This is a genomic window from Phocaeicola sp., assembly GCF_057861905.1.
In genome coordinates, this window is sequence record NZ_DBMACV010000010.1 from 21,189 (window position 1) to 35,911 (window position 14,723).

The window sequence follows — 14,723 nt, forward strand, 5'->3', positions numbered from 1 at the left end:
GCCCTTTTATGGCAATAAATAATTTGTTTAGCGTACGAATAACAATTCGCGATACTTCGGCAGTGTCCACATCTGGTCATCAACAATCAGTTCGAGCTTGTCGATGTGATAGCGGATTTGTTCCAGCATCGGTGCGATATTATCGTGGTAAGCAATTGCTTTTTCGCGTTCGGTTGTGATTCGGTTTGCAACTTTACGAGCTTCTACCATTGCATCAACTTGCTCTTTGATAAAGGCTGTATGTTCTGCTATTTCTTTGATGATTGCCAGGTTTTCGGCCGACAGAGCTGCTGCTTCGTCGGCAGGGAAAAGTGATTTCATCTTATAGGCATTGTCTATCAGCTTGGTCTGATATTCGATTGCCACAGGAACTACATGGTTCATTACCAAATCGCCCAGCACGCGTGCTTCGATCTGTATCTTTTTGGTATACATTTCCCATTTTACTTCATTACGTGCTTCCAGCTCTTTGCGGTTCATTACTCCGGTAGATTCGAACATGCGGATTGTGTCCGGCTTCAAATAGTTGTCGAAAATCAGCGGGCAACTTGTTTCACAATCCAGTCCGCGGCGAGCAGCTTCTTCCTTCCATTCGTCGCTATATCCGTTACCGTCGAAACGAATAGGCTTGCATTCCTTTATGTATTTACGGATAACCTGAATGATAGCAGTAATCTTAGGCTCTCCTTTTTCAATAAGTGAATCAACATCCTTCTTAAAGATAGTAAGCTGTTCTGCCACAGCTGCATTCAGAGCTATCATTGCACTGGCGCAGTTTGCTTCAGAACCAGGAGCACGGAACTCGAAGCGGTTTCCTGTAAATGCGAAAGGTGAGGTACGGTTACGGTCAGTATTATCTATCAGCAGCTCAGGTATCTGAGGGATGTCCAGGCGCATACTCTGCTTGTCGCCCAGCGATACCAGATCGTTGTTCGTGCTTTCTTCCATATGATCGAGCACTTTACTAAGCTGAGTGCCTAAGAACGAAGAAATAATGGCTGGAGGTGCTTCATGAGCACCCAGACGATGAGCGTTGGTTGCACTCATGATAGACGCTTTCAATAATCCGTTGTGATGATATACAGCCATCAGTGTATTTACTACAAACGTGATAAAGCGCAGGTTTTCTTCTGAAGTTTTGCCCGGAGCCATCAGTAATGTTCCATTGTCTGTACCCAATGACCAGTTATTGTGCTTACCTGAGCCATTGACTCCCTTGAACGGTTTTTCGTGAAGCAGCACACGGAATCCGTGATTGCGGGCAATTTTACGCATCAATGACATGATGAGCATATTATGGTCTACGGCCAGATTACATTCTTCATAGATAGGAGCCAGTTCAAACTGGTTAGGAGCTACTTCATTGTGGCGGGTTTTTACTGGTATTCCTAATTCTAAAGCCTGTATTTCGAGGTCTTTCATGAAAGCAGCTACACGTGGAGGGATGGCACCGAAGTAATGATCTTCCAACTGTTGGTTCTTCGATGCTTCGTGGCCCATAAGAGTACGTCCGGTAAGCAGCAAGTCGGGGCGGGCAGCATACAGTCCTTCGTCAACTAAAAAGTATTCTTGTTCCCAGCCGAGGTAGGAAATAATTTTCTTTACCGACGGATCGAAATAGTGCATCACGTCAAGAGCCGATTTTGTGACTGCCTGAATAGCTTTCAGCAACGGAGCTTTATAATCCAGAGATTCTCCTGTGTAAGCGATAAATACTGTCGGAATGCACAGCGTATCGTCTACTACAAAAACAGGTGAAGAAGGGTCCCATGCACTATAACCGCGTGCTTCGAATGTATTTCTCACACCACCATTGGGGAATGAAGAGCCGTCAGCTTCCTGCTGGACAAGAAGTTTACCAGAAAATTCTTCCAGCATACCACCTTTTCCGTCGTGTTCAACGAAGGCATCGTGTTTTTCAGCCGTACCTTCTGTCAGCGGCTGAAACCAGTGAGTGTAGTGAGTAACACCCAGTTCCGTTGCCCACTTTTTCATTCCGGCAGCAACTTCATCTGCAATGCTTCTGTCGAGAGCAGCTCCATTATCGATAACATCTACCAGCTTGGCGTATACTTTGCTGGGAAGATACTTGAACATTTTTTCCCTGTTGAATACATATTTACCGAAATATTCACTCGGGCGTTCTGTCGGGGGAGTAACTTCGACAGGTTTCTTATGAAACGCTTTTTCTACAACTCTGAATCTTAATTTTGACATAATACCTAAAATAATTTTTATGTTGTTCTCCTAAATGTTTTTTTGTTTTACTTATAAGCATCGGCGAAGACGTTGTATGGCTTCCATGCAGTGTTCCTTCTTGCCAAAACCGGTAAAGCGCATATAACCTTCTCCACTTGGTCCGAAACCAACACCGGGAGTTCCTACAATGTGGGCTTCGTATAGTAATTTATCGAAAAATTTCCACGATGACATGCCCTTGGGAGCTTGTACCCAAAGATAAGGAGCGTCATCACCGCCTGCCACTTTCAGTCCCAGTTCATAGAATGCCTTTTTCAGAATCTGTACATTTTCCATATAATATCGGATGTTTGCTTTTACCTGTTCTTTCCCTTCGGGAGTGTAAACAGCTTCAGCTCCCCGCTGAGTAATGTAAGATGTTCCGTTGAATTTGACTTCCTGATGACGTTTCCACATCGGATTGAGTGGAATGCGCTTGCCTGTCAGCGTAGCGGCCGTCACTTCTTTGGGAATTACCATGTAACCGCAGCGAACTCCGGTAAATCCTGCCGTTTTCGAAAAGCTTCGGCATTCAATGGCAACCTTTCTGGCTCCTTTTATTTCGTATATGGAATGGGGAATTTCCGGATTCTGTATGTATGCTTCGTAGGCAGCATCAAATATAATCAAGGTGTCGTTTTGAATAGCATAATTTACCCATTTCTTCAGTTCACTCTTACTGAGTACAGTTCCTGTCGGGTTATTGGGATAGCACAGATAAACGATATCGATGCGCTGACTGGGAATTTGTGGGATAAAATTGTTTTCGGGAAGGCAGGGCATATAAACCACATTGCTCCATTTTCCGTCGCTTTGCAGTTCTCCGGCGCGTCCGCATGAAACGTTCGAATCGATATAAACCGGATAAATCGGGTCGGTTACTCCGATGCTGTTGTCATGGCGTAAAATATCGCCGATACTTCCTGTGTCACTCTTGCTGCCGTCGCTGATGAATACTTCTCCGGGTTCCAGATGTACTCCCCGTGGAGCGTAATCGTTTTTGATGATCTCATTGATGAGAAAGTGATAGCCCTCTTCGGGACCGTAACCGTGAAATGTAGTCGCATCCGACATCTCTTCTACGGCTTTGTGCATGGCTTCTATACAAGCACGTGGAAGGGGAAGGGTGACATCTCCTGTTCCCAAGCGGATTATATCGGCTTTAGGATGAGTTACCCTGAACAAGTTGACTTTTTTCTCCAGGTCGGAGAAAAAGTAATTGTTCGGCAGTTTCAGGAAATGTTCGTTCACTAATGCCATGATGTATTTGTAGTATATTCTGACTATTTATCCCAATTCGGGACAAAATTACGAAATTTATACGATCTACAAAACCGTCTTATTTCCTTTTCTTCGTTTTTGTAAGAAATTTATCTCCATTCTATCGTTATAGGTGATTTTTTTATAATTTTGTATCAACAAAATCGAAAACTATAACTTATAATTGTAAAGATGAATCAAATGAAGCCTCTTACAAAATCACAGCAATTCTTTAGGGAAACCAAAGATTATTTGATGATTGCTTTGGGCATGCTTATGTATGGTATTGGGTGGACGGTGTTCTTGTTGCCGAATGATATTCCCTCAGGAGCAGTTCCGGGTATTGCATCCATAATCTTTTGGGCAACAGGTTTCCCTGTCCAGTATACATACCTTATTATTAATTTCTTGTTGCTGCTGCTCGCATTGAAAATTCTGGGGCTTAAGTTTTGCCTGAAAACAATCTGGGCCGTTGCCGTTTTGACCATATTGCTGGCCATTATACAAGATTTTGTGAAAGGTAGTCTGATACACGACCAGCCTTTTATGGCTTGTGTCTTGGGAGCTTCGTTCTGCGGAGGTGGTATCGGTGTTGCTTTTTCGGCGAATGGAAGTACAGGAGGTACAGATATTATTGCAGCCATTGTCAATAAATATCGTGATATTTCTTTGGGGCGTGTTATATTGATGTGCGATATTATCATTATTTCATCCAGTTATCTGGTCTTGCATGACTGGGAGCGCGTGGTGTATGGTTATGTCGTATTGTTTGTATCCAGTTTTGTGTTAGATCAGGTTGTAAACAGTGCCCGTCTGTCTGTACAGTTCTTCATTATATCTTCCAAGTATGAAGAGATAGGCAGACGTATCAATCTGGACCTGCATCGCGGGGTAACTTTTATTGACGGAGTGGGATGCTATACACATAATAATGTAAAAATGATGTTTGTGTTGGCGAAGAAGACAGAATCGAATACGATATTTCGTCTGATAAAAGATATCGATCCGGGAGCGTTTGTTTCTCAAAGTGCAGTAATCGGAGTTTTTGGTGAAGGTTTCGACCGCATTAAAGTAAGATAGAGATAAAATTTTTATGTAGGCAAAAGGAGATGATGTGATGACAAGTGTTGAAATTGTGCGCCAGATGGTTGCAGAAAAACAAGTTGTGTTGGAGCGAGAGAGCATTCATGCACTGGCAGATATTTTAGTTTGCAGGAAGTATAAAAAAGGAGAAATTATCCTGAATGAAGGTGACGTGTGCGAGTGTATGCGGTACATTGAAAAGGGAATGACCCGTCAGTTCTATTTCAAGTACGACAAGGATGTAACCGAGCATATCGGATATGAAGGCGGAATGATAATCTGTCTGGAAAGTTATCTTAAGCAAGAACCTACACGCCTGATGATTGAGGCATTGGAACCTTCCATTCTTTGGGAAATCAGCAAGAAGGAGATAGAGCGTCTGTCGATAGAGCATGCCGATATCGGTGTGCTATATAGAAAATTTTTCGAGTATTCACTGATCGAGTCGCAGGTAAAGGCTGATACGTTGCGCTTTGAGCCTGCACACGAGCGTTACAACAGACTTCTTCAGTTGCATCCGGAAATATTGAAGCGTGCCCCGCTGGTTTATATAGCATCGCTGCTGCAGATGACACCCGAAACCCTGAGTCGGGTGCGTTCGGCCAGTTTGAATGGATAAAAATCTATTTTTCAGATACAAAAAAGACTCACCTGTATATAGTGGTTTCTTTCAGAGAAAGCTATATACAGGTGAGTCTTTTTATGCAGATTGCCTTTTTAATATATCAGAATAATACGATTCCGGCTTCGAAAGTAGCTTTATGGTCGAACATCCGGCTATGACCATATTGACGGGTCCAACTGTATCCTCCCGAAGCAAATATGCCTATTTTGCGTCCCATACGATACTCCAGGTTGATACGTGGCTGCAAAGCATAAAGACGGGCAGGCAGTCCTTCGTGTTTGTTGTCGAGCGTTTCGATATGATAAAAGCCCGCATCGGCACTCAGCTCCAGCCGGGGGAGAAGCGAGCAGTACACACCTCCGCGATAAAAGGCTGAGGCAGAGAGCTTGTAATCTGTATTCAGGTAAAAGGCTCCTCCACCCAGTTCTGTATACGTATGTCGGTTCTTGAAGCGTACCGCTACATTTATTTTGTTCAGGTTACCGCTTGAAACAATCATCTGTACACGAGTCATCGGGTTGATGTTGACACATCCTATCTGATGGGCTGCACTATCCTGACTGATATTGACGATACCCAACTGCAATCCCTTACTTGTCTGTGAAGATACGTTGGCGATACCCGCCTGCAATCCCTTGTTCTGTTCACCGTAATTCGCAATACCCAGCTGTAGCCCACGATTTTCTACGGCGATATTTCCTAAGCCGGCAAGTTGTACACCATTGTTTTTAGTACTGGCTACGTTCAGCAGACTGGTCAGTTGTATGCCGTTCATTGTTTCTCCGGCTACATTCATCAGTCCTCCTATAATCAGTCCTTCCTGTGTTCTTCTTGTAATATTGGCAAGTCCAGCTATATTCACTCCGGAACTATTCCTGCCAGCAATGTTTATGAGTCCACTTATAGATATACCGTTTTCATTCAGTCCGGCTACATTACCGAGGGCCGATATGCCAAGTCCCGACATCGAATTGCCGTTGACGTTCATCAATCCTGCTATGGCAATGCCTTTCGTATTTTTACCCGTTACGTTAGCTATACCCGAGAACTGGAATCCGGTGGCATTCAGTCCTGTAACGTTGGTAATGCCTGCTACTTGAAAACCCTGCGAATGATAATGTGTAATGCTGGAGATGACGTTGAGGCCTACACCATTCAGGCAGGGATAATTGCTGATCAGCCCAAGATTTACGTACGTGCGTGGCGGTTCTTTTTTCTTATTGGTGATATTGACAGCTAAGTTCACCCCCTTTTTCAGTCCTTTATTATTGCGCACCTGTGCGTAAAAAGGAGTTGTTCCTGCCAGAAGGCATCCTGACAGGAACATACTTATCATTATGGTATTGAGTTTCATCCGTATTTATTTTACATCCTGATAGAGGAATCGTTTGATGCTCTTTTTCGGAGTTTTTTCGAACTCTTCAGGATAGATTTTGATTCGTGATATCTGTGAGTAAGCCGGCAGTTCGGAGTTCAGCGTCACACGGTTTTCTTCCATTGCGTTCTCTATATCCTTATCCGTCATACCTTGCGAATATGCTTCATCGAACTCCGGATAAATCAGAGCAGCCAGCTTGTTGTCGTTCTGCTGTATGATGATGCTTTCGGCAACAAACGGGAGATTGTTCAGTTTCTCCTCGATTTCTTCGGGATAGATATTTTGTCCGGAAGGGCCGAGCAGCATATTCTTGCTTCTTCCCTTGATGGTAATGTTACCTTCCTCGTCCATGATTCCCAGGTCACCGGTATGCAGCCATCCGTCGGAGTCGAAGATTTGCGCCGTTGCTTCAGCATTTTTATAATATCCCAGCATGACATTGTCGCCGCGTGTCAGGATTTCGCCAACTATGTTCTGCGGGTCTGGACTGTCAATCCGTACTTCCATGCGGGGGGCAGCCTTGCCGCACGATCCCGGGCGGAAACGTTTCCAGTCTTCGTAGCAGATTATCGGACCGCATTCAGTCATTCCGTATCCTACGGTATAAGGAAAGTCGATGCTTTTCAGTAGCTTTTCTACTTCCTGATTAAAAGCAGCTCCACCTATGATGACCTCGTAGAAGTTGCCTCCAAAGCCTTTTATCATCTGTTCGCGTACGGCTGCCTTGATTTTATCGTTGATAATCGGAACTTTCAGCAACATTTTCATCTTAAGCGTTTCCAGTTTGGGCAGTACGTTTTTCTTGATAATCTTTTCGATAATCAGCGGTACGGCGATGACAATGTGTGGCTTGACCTCGGAGAATGCCTGGAAGATAATCTTCGGGCTGGGCATACGTGTGAGGAAGAATACGTGACATCCGCTGGCAAACTCGTACAGAAATTCGAACGCCAGTCCGTACATGTGTGCCATAGGAAGCATGGATACGACTCTGTCGCCCGGCTTCAGCGGAAGCACCTCGAAGGCAAACTGCGTGTTCGACCATAGCGAACGGTAAGGAAGCATGACGCCTTTCGAAAAGCTGGTAGTCCCGGAAGTATAGTTGATGACAGCCAGTTCTTCTGGCTCGTCGCGGCGGTACGATACATGTTCGCGGCGGAAATTGCGGGGAAATTTCTTTCCAAACAATTCGTTGAGGTGTTCGCGGGCATATTCCAGTTGCTTGCTGCGGCATACCTGCAAGGTAAAGTCGGTCATCAGGATGATACCTTCCAGCAAAGGCATTTCTGCTTCGTTCAAGGCTTCCCATACCACATCGCCCACGAAGAGCAGACGTGCTTCCGAGTGATTTACAATATTGTGTATGTTGTCTGCCTTGAATTCATGTAAAATGGGTACAGCTACCGCTCCGTAAGTCAGTATAGCAAGAAAAGCCACTCCCCAGTGTGAACTGTTTCGCCCGCAGACAGCTACCTTGTCGCCAGGTTTGATACCGCTTTCTGCCAGCAGAATATGCAATTTTTCTATTTTGCGGGCAACGTCCTTGTATTGTAAGGTTGCACCTTTATAATCGGTCAGAGCGTCCAGGTCCCAGTGTTCCTTGATGCTGTTTTCTACAAAGGCGATAAAACTTTTTTCCATAGAATGTTTGTTTAGTAGTGCACAAAAAGAACCTTATTGTGCAAAGATATTGTTTAATTCTTAGTATTCCAAATTTATGTAGTGCCTTATAAGGGCATATCGGATGCTTGCTTTAGGTGAAATGTATTTCGGAACATTTTTTTATCCTTTTCTATATAGAACAAAATAAGGAATCTTTTGGTTCGTATGTGTCAGAAGGAAAGGTAAAGCTTTCCGGCCGTTTGTAATGAGTGCGGAAATGCTGGCAAAAAGCTGGCGGAAAGCGTTTGAGAAGAAGGGCGCGGCTGAAAGAAAATTTGTAGAGAAAAAAATATCTTTTGTACAAAAACAAATATTTTTTGTACAAAAGATATTAGCTTTCCGGGCAGCTTTCTGGCAAAAGCTGCCGGCGTTGTCTGGTTTATAACTTAGACACGTTTTCCGATTTTCCGGTTATCTGCCGGGGATTGCCGTTGTAGCGGATCTCACCTCCGCTGCTTGTGCTGGTCGACAAAGTTTCGGTGGCGTGACACAGAATGTCACCTCCCGAGCTGGCGCTGGCTTTGACTTGTGACGCTTTCAGGTCCTGAGCGTAAATACTGCCGCTCGATTGTGATGAATATTCGGCTGTCGTACATTTGCCGGACAGATGGATGTCGCCTGAAGAACTGGTTTGTGCCTGTATGTTCCCTGTACACGACAACGATTTAATATCGCAGTCGCCCGATGAGCTGGAGCGGAGGCTGGCTTCGTTACAGTGTGCAGTGGCTATTTTTAAATCTCCACTGCTGCTGGCAGAGGCTTCGAGTGTACGGCATGTCACGCTCTTTATGGCAATATCGCCGCTGCTGGAGGAGGAGATATTCAGGTTGCTGCACTGTATCTTGCCAGCATCGATGTCGCCGCTGCTCGATGTTTTCAGGTTTACATCTTTGGCTGTTTCCAGTGTACTGGCAAGTGTGATATCGGAAGAACTGGATGTTGTAAATGTTGTTACCTCGGGGGCAAAGACTTTGACTTCACATTCGTATTTGCCACGTATGGAAACTGCAAGTCCTTTGGGGAAATCGTAGCAGACTTCCAGCTTGTCTCCGTTCTGATGTACTTTTACATAAGGGGCGATGTTGTCGGGGGCGTAGACTTCGGCATAGGACTCTCCCTTGGTTTGTGTATAGACTACATCTATCGAAGTGGAGGCTTTGATGGAACTGATGTCGCTGAGTTCAATTTTCTTGGTGACATAGTTGTTGCTGGGCTTGATGTTTTTTCCATTTAAGGAAAAGGAACAGCTCTCGGTTGCCATAAAAGTAAGTGCAATGCCTAATGTGGCTGCAAATTTAAATGTTTTCATATGCAATGTGTTTTTTGAGTTTTCTGTTTAGTTAGACGCAAGTTTGCCCGAAATGTAACAAGTTTTACCGGGAAAAATGAATATGGAATGTAAATTTTGTAGATATCGCTTGAAAAAATAAAATGAATTGTGCCTGAATAGATATGGTTATGTAATTAATAGGTAAGGCGTAACAGACTGCCGGTCATGGTTTGAATAAAAAAATCCGGCAAGCTGTGATAGGTTTGCTTGCCGGATTTCTTTTCAGGTATCAGAAGAAAAATTATTCTTCTCTGCTGCTGTAGTATTTCATGAACTGTGTACGTTCGAACGGATTGATGTCGCCGGCAGCTTCGGCATTCATCTTGCCTTTAAACTGAGACAGGTTTTCGTAACCTTTATCATCCATCCATTCAGCCAGTTCTTTCTTCATGTTTTCAATTTCCTTGGCGCCGTACTGGTAAATCACGCTGCATACTTCTACAGCTGCTGCACCTGCCAGAATTGATTTGATGACACCTTTTCCGCAGTGTACGCCACCGGAAATGGCATAATCCAAGCGTGGTACGGCTGCCGAAGCGATGGCTGTCCAGCGCAGACGGTCGGCCAGCTCATTCGGAGTACTCATGACGTTGGCATTGGTAAAGGTCATCGTATCGATATTGATATCCGGCTGATAGAAACGGTTGAACAGAACTACGGCTGCAGCTCCGTTGGCATAAAGCTGGTTGATGAGGGAAACCGGATTAGTGAAGTTGCTTCCCAGTTTCATGATTACAGGGATTTTTACAACTTTCTTGATGTGGCGGAGAATTTCGATATGGCGTTGTTCGAAACTTCCCGGTGTATAATCCTTTTCGGTCTGTAAGGACAGGATGTTCAGCTCCAGAGCATCGGCTCCGGCTTTTTCCATCATTTCTGCAAAGTCCACCCATTCGCTGTCGCTGTAGCAGTTAATGCTGGCGATAACGGGGATGTGACATATTTTTTTTGTTTCTTCTATCAGGCTGATATGTTCGTTCAGTGCATGCGAGCGTACGTATGTACCCAAATAGTCATCTGCTTCGGGAGAGCCGTATCCCTGCATGGCTCCTGCCTGCATGTTGATTTGTTCCTCGAAAACAGACTTCAGGACTACAGCTCCTGCGCCGGCTTCTTCCAGTTTTTTGATTTTTTCTGCACTGTTAGTCAGTCCCGAACTACTGATGATAATCGGGTTTTCAAGTGCCAATCCTGCGAATGTTGTTTTTAGTTGTGCCATATTAATTAGATTTTAATAGATTCTTTCTCCAAAAATTTTACTTCCCACACGTACCATCGTACTTCCTTCTTTGACAGCTATCAGATAGTCGTGCGACATACCCATGGATATTTCACGGAATTCCGGACGATCGGAAAAATAATCCTTTTTCAGTTCGTCGAAGAATGTTTTCAGTGAATGAAATTCTTTGGCAATTTCTGCCGTGTCGTCTGTGTTTGTAGCCATGCCCATGACGCCTGCAATGCAGACGTGATTCAGGCCTTTCCATTCTCCCGCACGAAGCATCTCCCTGCAAGTGTCGAATGTAAATCCGTATTTGCTTTCTTCCTGTGCGATATGTATCTCGAGCAGGCAGGGGATGACGCGGTTGTACTTGGCAGCTTGTTTGTTGACTTCAGCCAATAATTTATAGGAGTCGGCGGCATGTATCATTGCAATGTAAGGTGCAATATACTTTACCTTGTTGGTTTGCAGGTGTCCGATGAAATGCCATTCGATGTCTTTCGGCAGTTTTTCGTATTTCCCCGATAATTCCTGTTCCTTGCTTTCGCCGAAGATGCGCTGTCCGGCAGCATAGGCTGCCTCGATGGCCTCGGCAGGATGGAATTTCGATACGGCTACCAGACGGACGTTTTCCGGCAATTCCGCTACCACTTCCTTTAAATTAGTTTGAATATCCATTATCAGATTTGTTTTTTTTGAGTATTATCTTTTATCGGCATCCGGAAATTCTGGCTTTACATCCGGTTCGGCAGAGTAGGGATATACATCCATAATAGCTGTTTCTGCAATGGAAGCAATGGAATAATCAGCCATGGTTCCTTTCATGCCCTCATCCAGTTTCTTGACCGCATCGCGCAGGTCGGCTGCCTGTACCAGTACGTTTGTTGCCGTTTTCTTTTCGGCTCCGCTTTTTTCGTCGAGCGTAATGAAGTACAGCTTGCACTTGAACCAGCGGTCGGCTGCATCTTCTTCGCATGGGAACAGCTCACTGTAATTTGCACGTTTGATGTCGGCTACAGTAAATTCTCCACTGATAAACGGGGTGATTTCTTCGATAATGCGTGACTCTGCTTCTGTAAAACTGAGTGCATCTACTAAGTAAGGTTCTGTTACTTTTTTGTTCATGCCGTTTTCCGCTACTTTCTCATAGCGGATTTTACATTCGAACCAATTATGCATCATAATGAATTTCTTTCTGTGTTAGTTTGACAATGTTCATGCAAATTTACACTAAAATTTTAATTAAAACTCTTACATAAATAATTTATTTGTTTACTCGCGTAGCTTGCATCGGTTCTGTTGCATGAACTCTTGAAGTTCTGCAACGTGATTTCCTTGTAGCATAATATGGTGGTTTCCCAAAGGATTGGTCAGAAAATAGCTTACAGGCTTGTTAAGCTTGATTTTAAACTGCGTGCGGCATGAAGTCGCCAGATTGGTATTCTCGGTCAGGTAACCTTCCGCCAGATAATATTCGTCCAGACATTCGCTTCCGCACTTGAAGATGGTAACATCGCCTTCGTGCATCATTCCTTGTATAGCTATGCCACTTTGTGTTTCGAAATGGTCGCGTATGATAAAGTCGTTTACTATTTTGGTTGCAATGGTGCAATGGGCCAGCAGTAGTTCATTGCGTTGGGTATCGATGAAGGAAGGATTTCCCATGAACGAAACCTGTCCGGTAACGGCTTTTGCCATGAGCATAGTCATGATGGCCTGCAAATCTCCTTCGCAACCGGCCGGAATTCCTTCATTATTTAATAATGATAAGGCCAGACATCCTGTTGTTTTCAATTGTTTGATCAGGGAAAAGCAAGACAAAGCTACGGCATCCAACTGTTCGGAAGTGCATAGCTGCTTGATTGCCTTATAGAGTCGCATGGCTTTTAAAAGTTCTTCCGGCGTAGTGTCCTGACAAGCTTTGGCTTTGTTGGCAAAAATAGAGGCTTCCAGTCCTATTTCGTCATCAGTAATCTCGTAGAAACGTTTGTAAACTTCCTGAAGCGGAATGTCAATGTAGTTCACTCCCCAGCGCTGGCTTGCTAAGAGATAGTCTACATGACTGGCTACGAGCCATGGAGCTGGAGTCCCGATAACTCCGATTCGCTTGCCCTTCAGTGAGCGCTTGGCGGCAAATGCCTTATGATGTAGTAATACTTGCTCGGCCATGTAGGCTACTTGTCCGTGGATAATATGTACTTTCATGTCTTTGTTGCGTACACATGCAGCAATTTCCAGTGCTGCGGCAAGTGAATTGTTCAGTCCGTCGGCAAGCAAGGTTATCGGGTAGGGCAGAATACTGAAGTTTTTGATGACAGTATCTTCTACTCCTCCACTGGCAATGAATGCCATTTTGTAGGCGTTGGCTGGAATGCTTTCGGCTTCAGTGTGATGTATCAAGTGTAACGTGAAGTGCTTTTCCAATGCCATGAAGAGCTCCTTATGATTCTGATAAGTTTGCTCCATCTTGTAACTTCCGGATGTAAATATAATTAGGTATAGATTCATAGTTCAATATGTGATAGGTTTGCATGTACGAATATACGTTTTTTTCTGTTTGCCGACTTGATGTTGTGAAGAGTTTTTATGTTTTTTGATAGAGTTTAGAGCCTGTTTAGGCTTTTCCGTAAGGACGGTAGCGGATTTATTTTAGAAGAAAAGTTGTGCATCTTGTTCTTTCGGGCTATATTTGTAGCCACGTTTAAAATTAAATTATTAATTTATGCCACAAATATCCATTAGAGGAAATGAGATGCCCGAGTCGCCTATCAGAAAATTGGCTCCTCTGGCAGAAGCTGCAAAGGGAAGAGGAATTCATGTATATCACCTGAATATTGGTCAGCCAGACCTGCCTACTCCTCGAGCGGCCCTCGATGCGATTCGTCATATAGACCGTACTGTACTTGAATATAGCCCGAGTCAGGGCTATCGCAGTTACCGCGAAAAGCTGGTAGGCTATTATAAAAAATATGATATAAACCTTGATGCTGACGATATCATTATCACTACGGGAGGATCGGAAGCCGTATTGTTTGCTTTCATGAGCTGCTTGAATCCGGGTGATGAAATTATCGTTCCCGAACCGGCTTATGCCAATTATATGGCATTTGCTATTTCGGCTGGTGCAATTATCCGTACGGTTACTACCACAATAGACGAAGGATTTGCCTTGCCGAAGGTGGAAAAGTTCGAGGAATTGATAAACGAGCGTACCAAAGGAATCTTGATTTGTAACCCAAACAATCCGACAGGTTACTTGTATACACGTCGGGAGATGAATCAGATTCGCGATCTGGTGAAGAAGTATGATTTGTTCTTGTTTTCCGACGAAGTATATCGTGAATTTATCTATACAGGTTCTCCTTATATATCAGCATGCCATCTGGAAGGTATTGAGCAGAATGTTGTCCTGATAGACTCCGTGTCGAAACGTTATTCGGAGTGCGGAATCCGTATCGGTGCCCTGATTACCAAAAATGAAGAGGTACGTAAGGCTGTTATGAAGTTCTGTCAGGCTCGTTTGAGTCCTCCGTTGATCGGGCAGATTGCTGCAGAAGCTTCACTTGATGAACCGGAAGAATATTCGCGTGAAATGTATGATGAATATGTAGAACGGCGTAAATGTCTGATTGACGGATTGAACCGTATTCCGGGAGTTTATTCGCCTATTCCGATGGGAGCGTTCTATACTGTAGCCAAACTTCCGGTAGATGATGCTGAAAAATTCTGTGCATGGTGCCTCACTGACTTTAATTATGAAGGTGAAACCGTAATGATGGCTCCGGCAGCGGGCTTTTATACTACTCCGGGTGCGGGCAGAAATGAAGTGCGTGTGGCTTATGTGCTGAAGAAGGAAGACCTTGCTCGTGCATTGTTTGTGCTGCGTAAGGCTCTCGAAGCTTATCCCGGACATGTAGACGAGTAA

The 14,723-nt window shown here is 44.3% G+C and carries 13 protein-coding genes; 4 read left to right on the forward strand and 9 right to left on the reverse strand.

Annotated features, from left to right (window positions below; translation table 11 throughout):
• Positions 1-27: 27 nt before the first annotated feature.
• Positions 28-2,217 (reverse strand): glutamine synthetase III family protein, encoded by a 2,190-nt coding sequence (locus tag ACZM60_RS03290; protein WP_021970909.1) that lies wholly within the window; start codon positions 2,215-2,217, stop codon positions 28-30.
• Between the two features lie 51 nt (positions 2,218-2,268).
• Complete coding sequence (locus tag ACZM60_RS03295; protein ID WP_418586785.1) at positions 2,269-3,498, reverse strand: LL-diaminopimelate aminotransferase; 1,230 nt, start codon at positions 3,496-3,498, stop codon at positions 2,269-2,271.
• Between the two features lie 192 nt (positions 3,499-3,690).
• On the opposite strand from ACZM60_RS03295, the gene ACZM60_RS03300 reads away from it, so the two are divergent.
• Positions 3,691-4,578, forward strand: coding sequence for a YitT family protein (locus tag ACZM60_RS03300; protein ID WP_340320120.1), 888 nt, complete (start codon positions 3,691-3,693; stop codon positions 4,576-4,578).
• Between the two features lie 34 nt (positions 4,579-4,612).
• Entirely contained in the window at positions 4,613-5,200 is a 588-nt protein-coding gene (locus ACZM60_RS03305; RefSeq protein WP_340320119.1) for a Crp/Fnr family transcriptional regulator, read from the forward strand.
• A gap of 106 nt (positions 5,201-5,306) precedes the next feature.
• On the opposite strand, the gene ACZM60_RS03310 is transcribed toward ACZM60_RS03305, so the two are convergent.
• Together ACZM60_RS03310 and ACZM60_RS03315 are read right to left on the reverse strand one after the other, a co-directional pair.
• Positions 5,307-6,560, reverse strand: a complete 1,254-nt coding sequence (locus ACZM60_RS03310) for a hypothetical protein (RefSeq protein WP_489520816.1) — start codon at positions 6,558-6,560, stop codon at positions 5,307-5,309.
• 6 nt (positions 6,561-6,566) lie between these two features.
• Positions 6,567-8,225, reverse strand: a complete 1,659-nt coding sequence (locus ACZM60_RS03315) for a long-chain fatty acid--CoA ligase (RefSeq protein ID WP_021970914.1) — start codon at positions 8,223-8,225, stop codon at positions 6,567-6,569.
• Positions 8,226-8,451: 226 nt separating this feature from the next.
• Between ACZM60_RS03315 and ACZM60_RS03320 the strand changes: the two genes are divergently transcribed.
• Complete coding sequence (locus ACZM60_RS03320; protein WP_489520817.1) at positions 8,452-8,631, forward strand: hypothetical protein; 180 nt, start codon at positions 8,452-8,454, stop codon at positions 8,629-8,631.
• On the opposite strand, the gene ACZM60_RS03325 is transcribed toward ACZM60_RS03320, so the two are convergent.
• The 5 genes from ACZM60_RS03325 to ACZM60_RS03345 all read right to left on the reverse strand — a co-directional run bounded on the left by ACZM60_RS03325 (position 8,626) and on the right by ACZM60_RS03345 (position 13,306).
• Complete coding sequence (locus ACZM60_RS03325; RefSeq protein WP_340320116.1) at positions 8,626-9,555, reverse strand: GIN domain-containing protein; 930 nt, start codon at positions 9,553-9,555, stop codon at positions 8,626-8,628. The two genes, ACZM60_RS03320 and ACZM60_RS03325, sit on opposite strands and share 6 nt — an antisense overlap.
• A gap of 262 nt (positions 9,556-9,817) precedes the next feature.
• Positions 9,818-10,795: a dihydroorotate dehydrogenase-like protein gene (locus ACZM60_RS03330; RefSeq protein WP_340320115.1), complete on the reverse strand. Its 978-nt coding sequence runs from the start codon at positions 10,793-10,795 to the stop codon at positions 9,818-9,820.
• A 12-nt stretch (positions 10,796-10,807) separates the two neighbouring features.
• The gene (locus ACZM60_RS03335; protein WP_021970917.1) at positions 10,808-11,476 is read right to left on the reverse strand and encodes a YggS family pyridoxal phosphate-dependent enzyme; all 669 of its coding nucleotides are present in this window, start codon (positions 11,474-11,476) and stop codon (positions 10,808-10,810) included.
• 24 nt (positions 11,477-11,500) lie between these two features.
• Positions 11,501-11,983, reverse strand: a complete 483-nt coding sequence (locus tag ACZM60_RS03340) for a DUF4494 domain-containing protein (protein ID WP_294596801.1) — start codon at positions 11,981-11,983, stop codon at positions 11,501-11,503.
• A gap of 87 nt (positions 11,984-12,070) precedes the next feature.
• Positions 12,071-13,306 (reverse strand): fucose isomerase, encoded by a 1,236-nt coding sequence (locus ACZM60_RS03345; protein ID WP_340320113.1) that lies wholly within the window; start codon positions 13,304-13,306, stop codon positions 12,071-12,073.
• Between the two features lie 214 nt (positions 13,307-13,520).
• On the opposite strand from ACZM60_RS03345, the gene ACZM60_RS03350 reads away from it, so the two are divergent.
• Entirely contained in the window at positions 13,521-14,723 is a 1,203-nt protein-coding gene (locus tag ACZM60_RS03350) for a pyridoxal phosphate-dependent aminotransferase (RefSeq protein ID WP_021970920.1), read from the forward strand.

Coding starts and splice junctions, on each gene's coding strand:
- ACZM60_RS03290 (WP_021970909.1), bottom strand. CDS start 2,217: ATGTCAAAATTAAGATTCAGAGTTGTAGAAAAAGCGTTTCATAAGAAA.
- ACZM60_RS03295 (WP_418586785.1), bottom strand. CDS start 3,498: ATGGCATTAGTGAACGAACATTTCCTGAAACTGCCGAACAATTACTTT.
- ACZM60_RS03300 (WP_340320120.1), top strand. CDS start 3,691: ATGAATCAAATGAAGCCTCTTACAAAATCACAGCAATTCTTTAGGGAA.
- ACZM60_RS03310 (WP_489520816.1), bottom strand. CDS start 6,560: ATGAAACTCAATACCATAATGATAAGTATGTTCCTGTCAGGATGCCTT.
- ACZM60_RS03315 (WP_021970914.1), bottom strand. CDS start 8,225: ATGGAAAAAAGTTTTATCGCCTTTGTAGAAAACAGCATCAAGGAACAC.
- ACZM60_RS03320 (WP_489520817.1), top strand. CDS start 8,452: ATGAGTGCGGAAATGCTGGCAAAAAGCTGGCGGAAAGCGTTTGAGAAG.
- ACZM60_RS03325 (WP_340320116.1), bottom strand. CDS start 9,555: ATGAAAACATTTAAATTTGCAGCCACATTAGGCATTGCACTTACTTTT.
- ACZM60_RS03330 (WP_340320115.1), bottom strand. CDS start 10,795: ATGGCACAACTAAAAACAACATTCGCAGGATTGGCACTTGAAAACCCG.
- ACZM60_RS03335 (WP_021970917.1), bottom strand. CDS start 11,476: ATGGATATTCAAACTAATTTAAAGGAAGTGGTAGCGGAATTGCCGGAA.
- ACZM60_RS03345 (WP_340320113.1), bottom strand. CDS start 13,306: ATGAATCTATACCTAATTATATTTACATCCGGAAGTTACAAGATGGAG.
- ACZM60_RS03350 (WP_021970920.1), top strand. CDS start 13,521: ATGCCACAAATATCCATTAGAGGAAATGAGATGCCCGAGTCGCCTATC.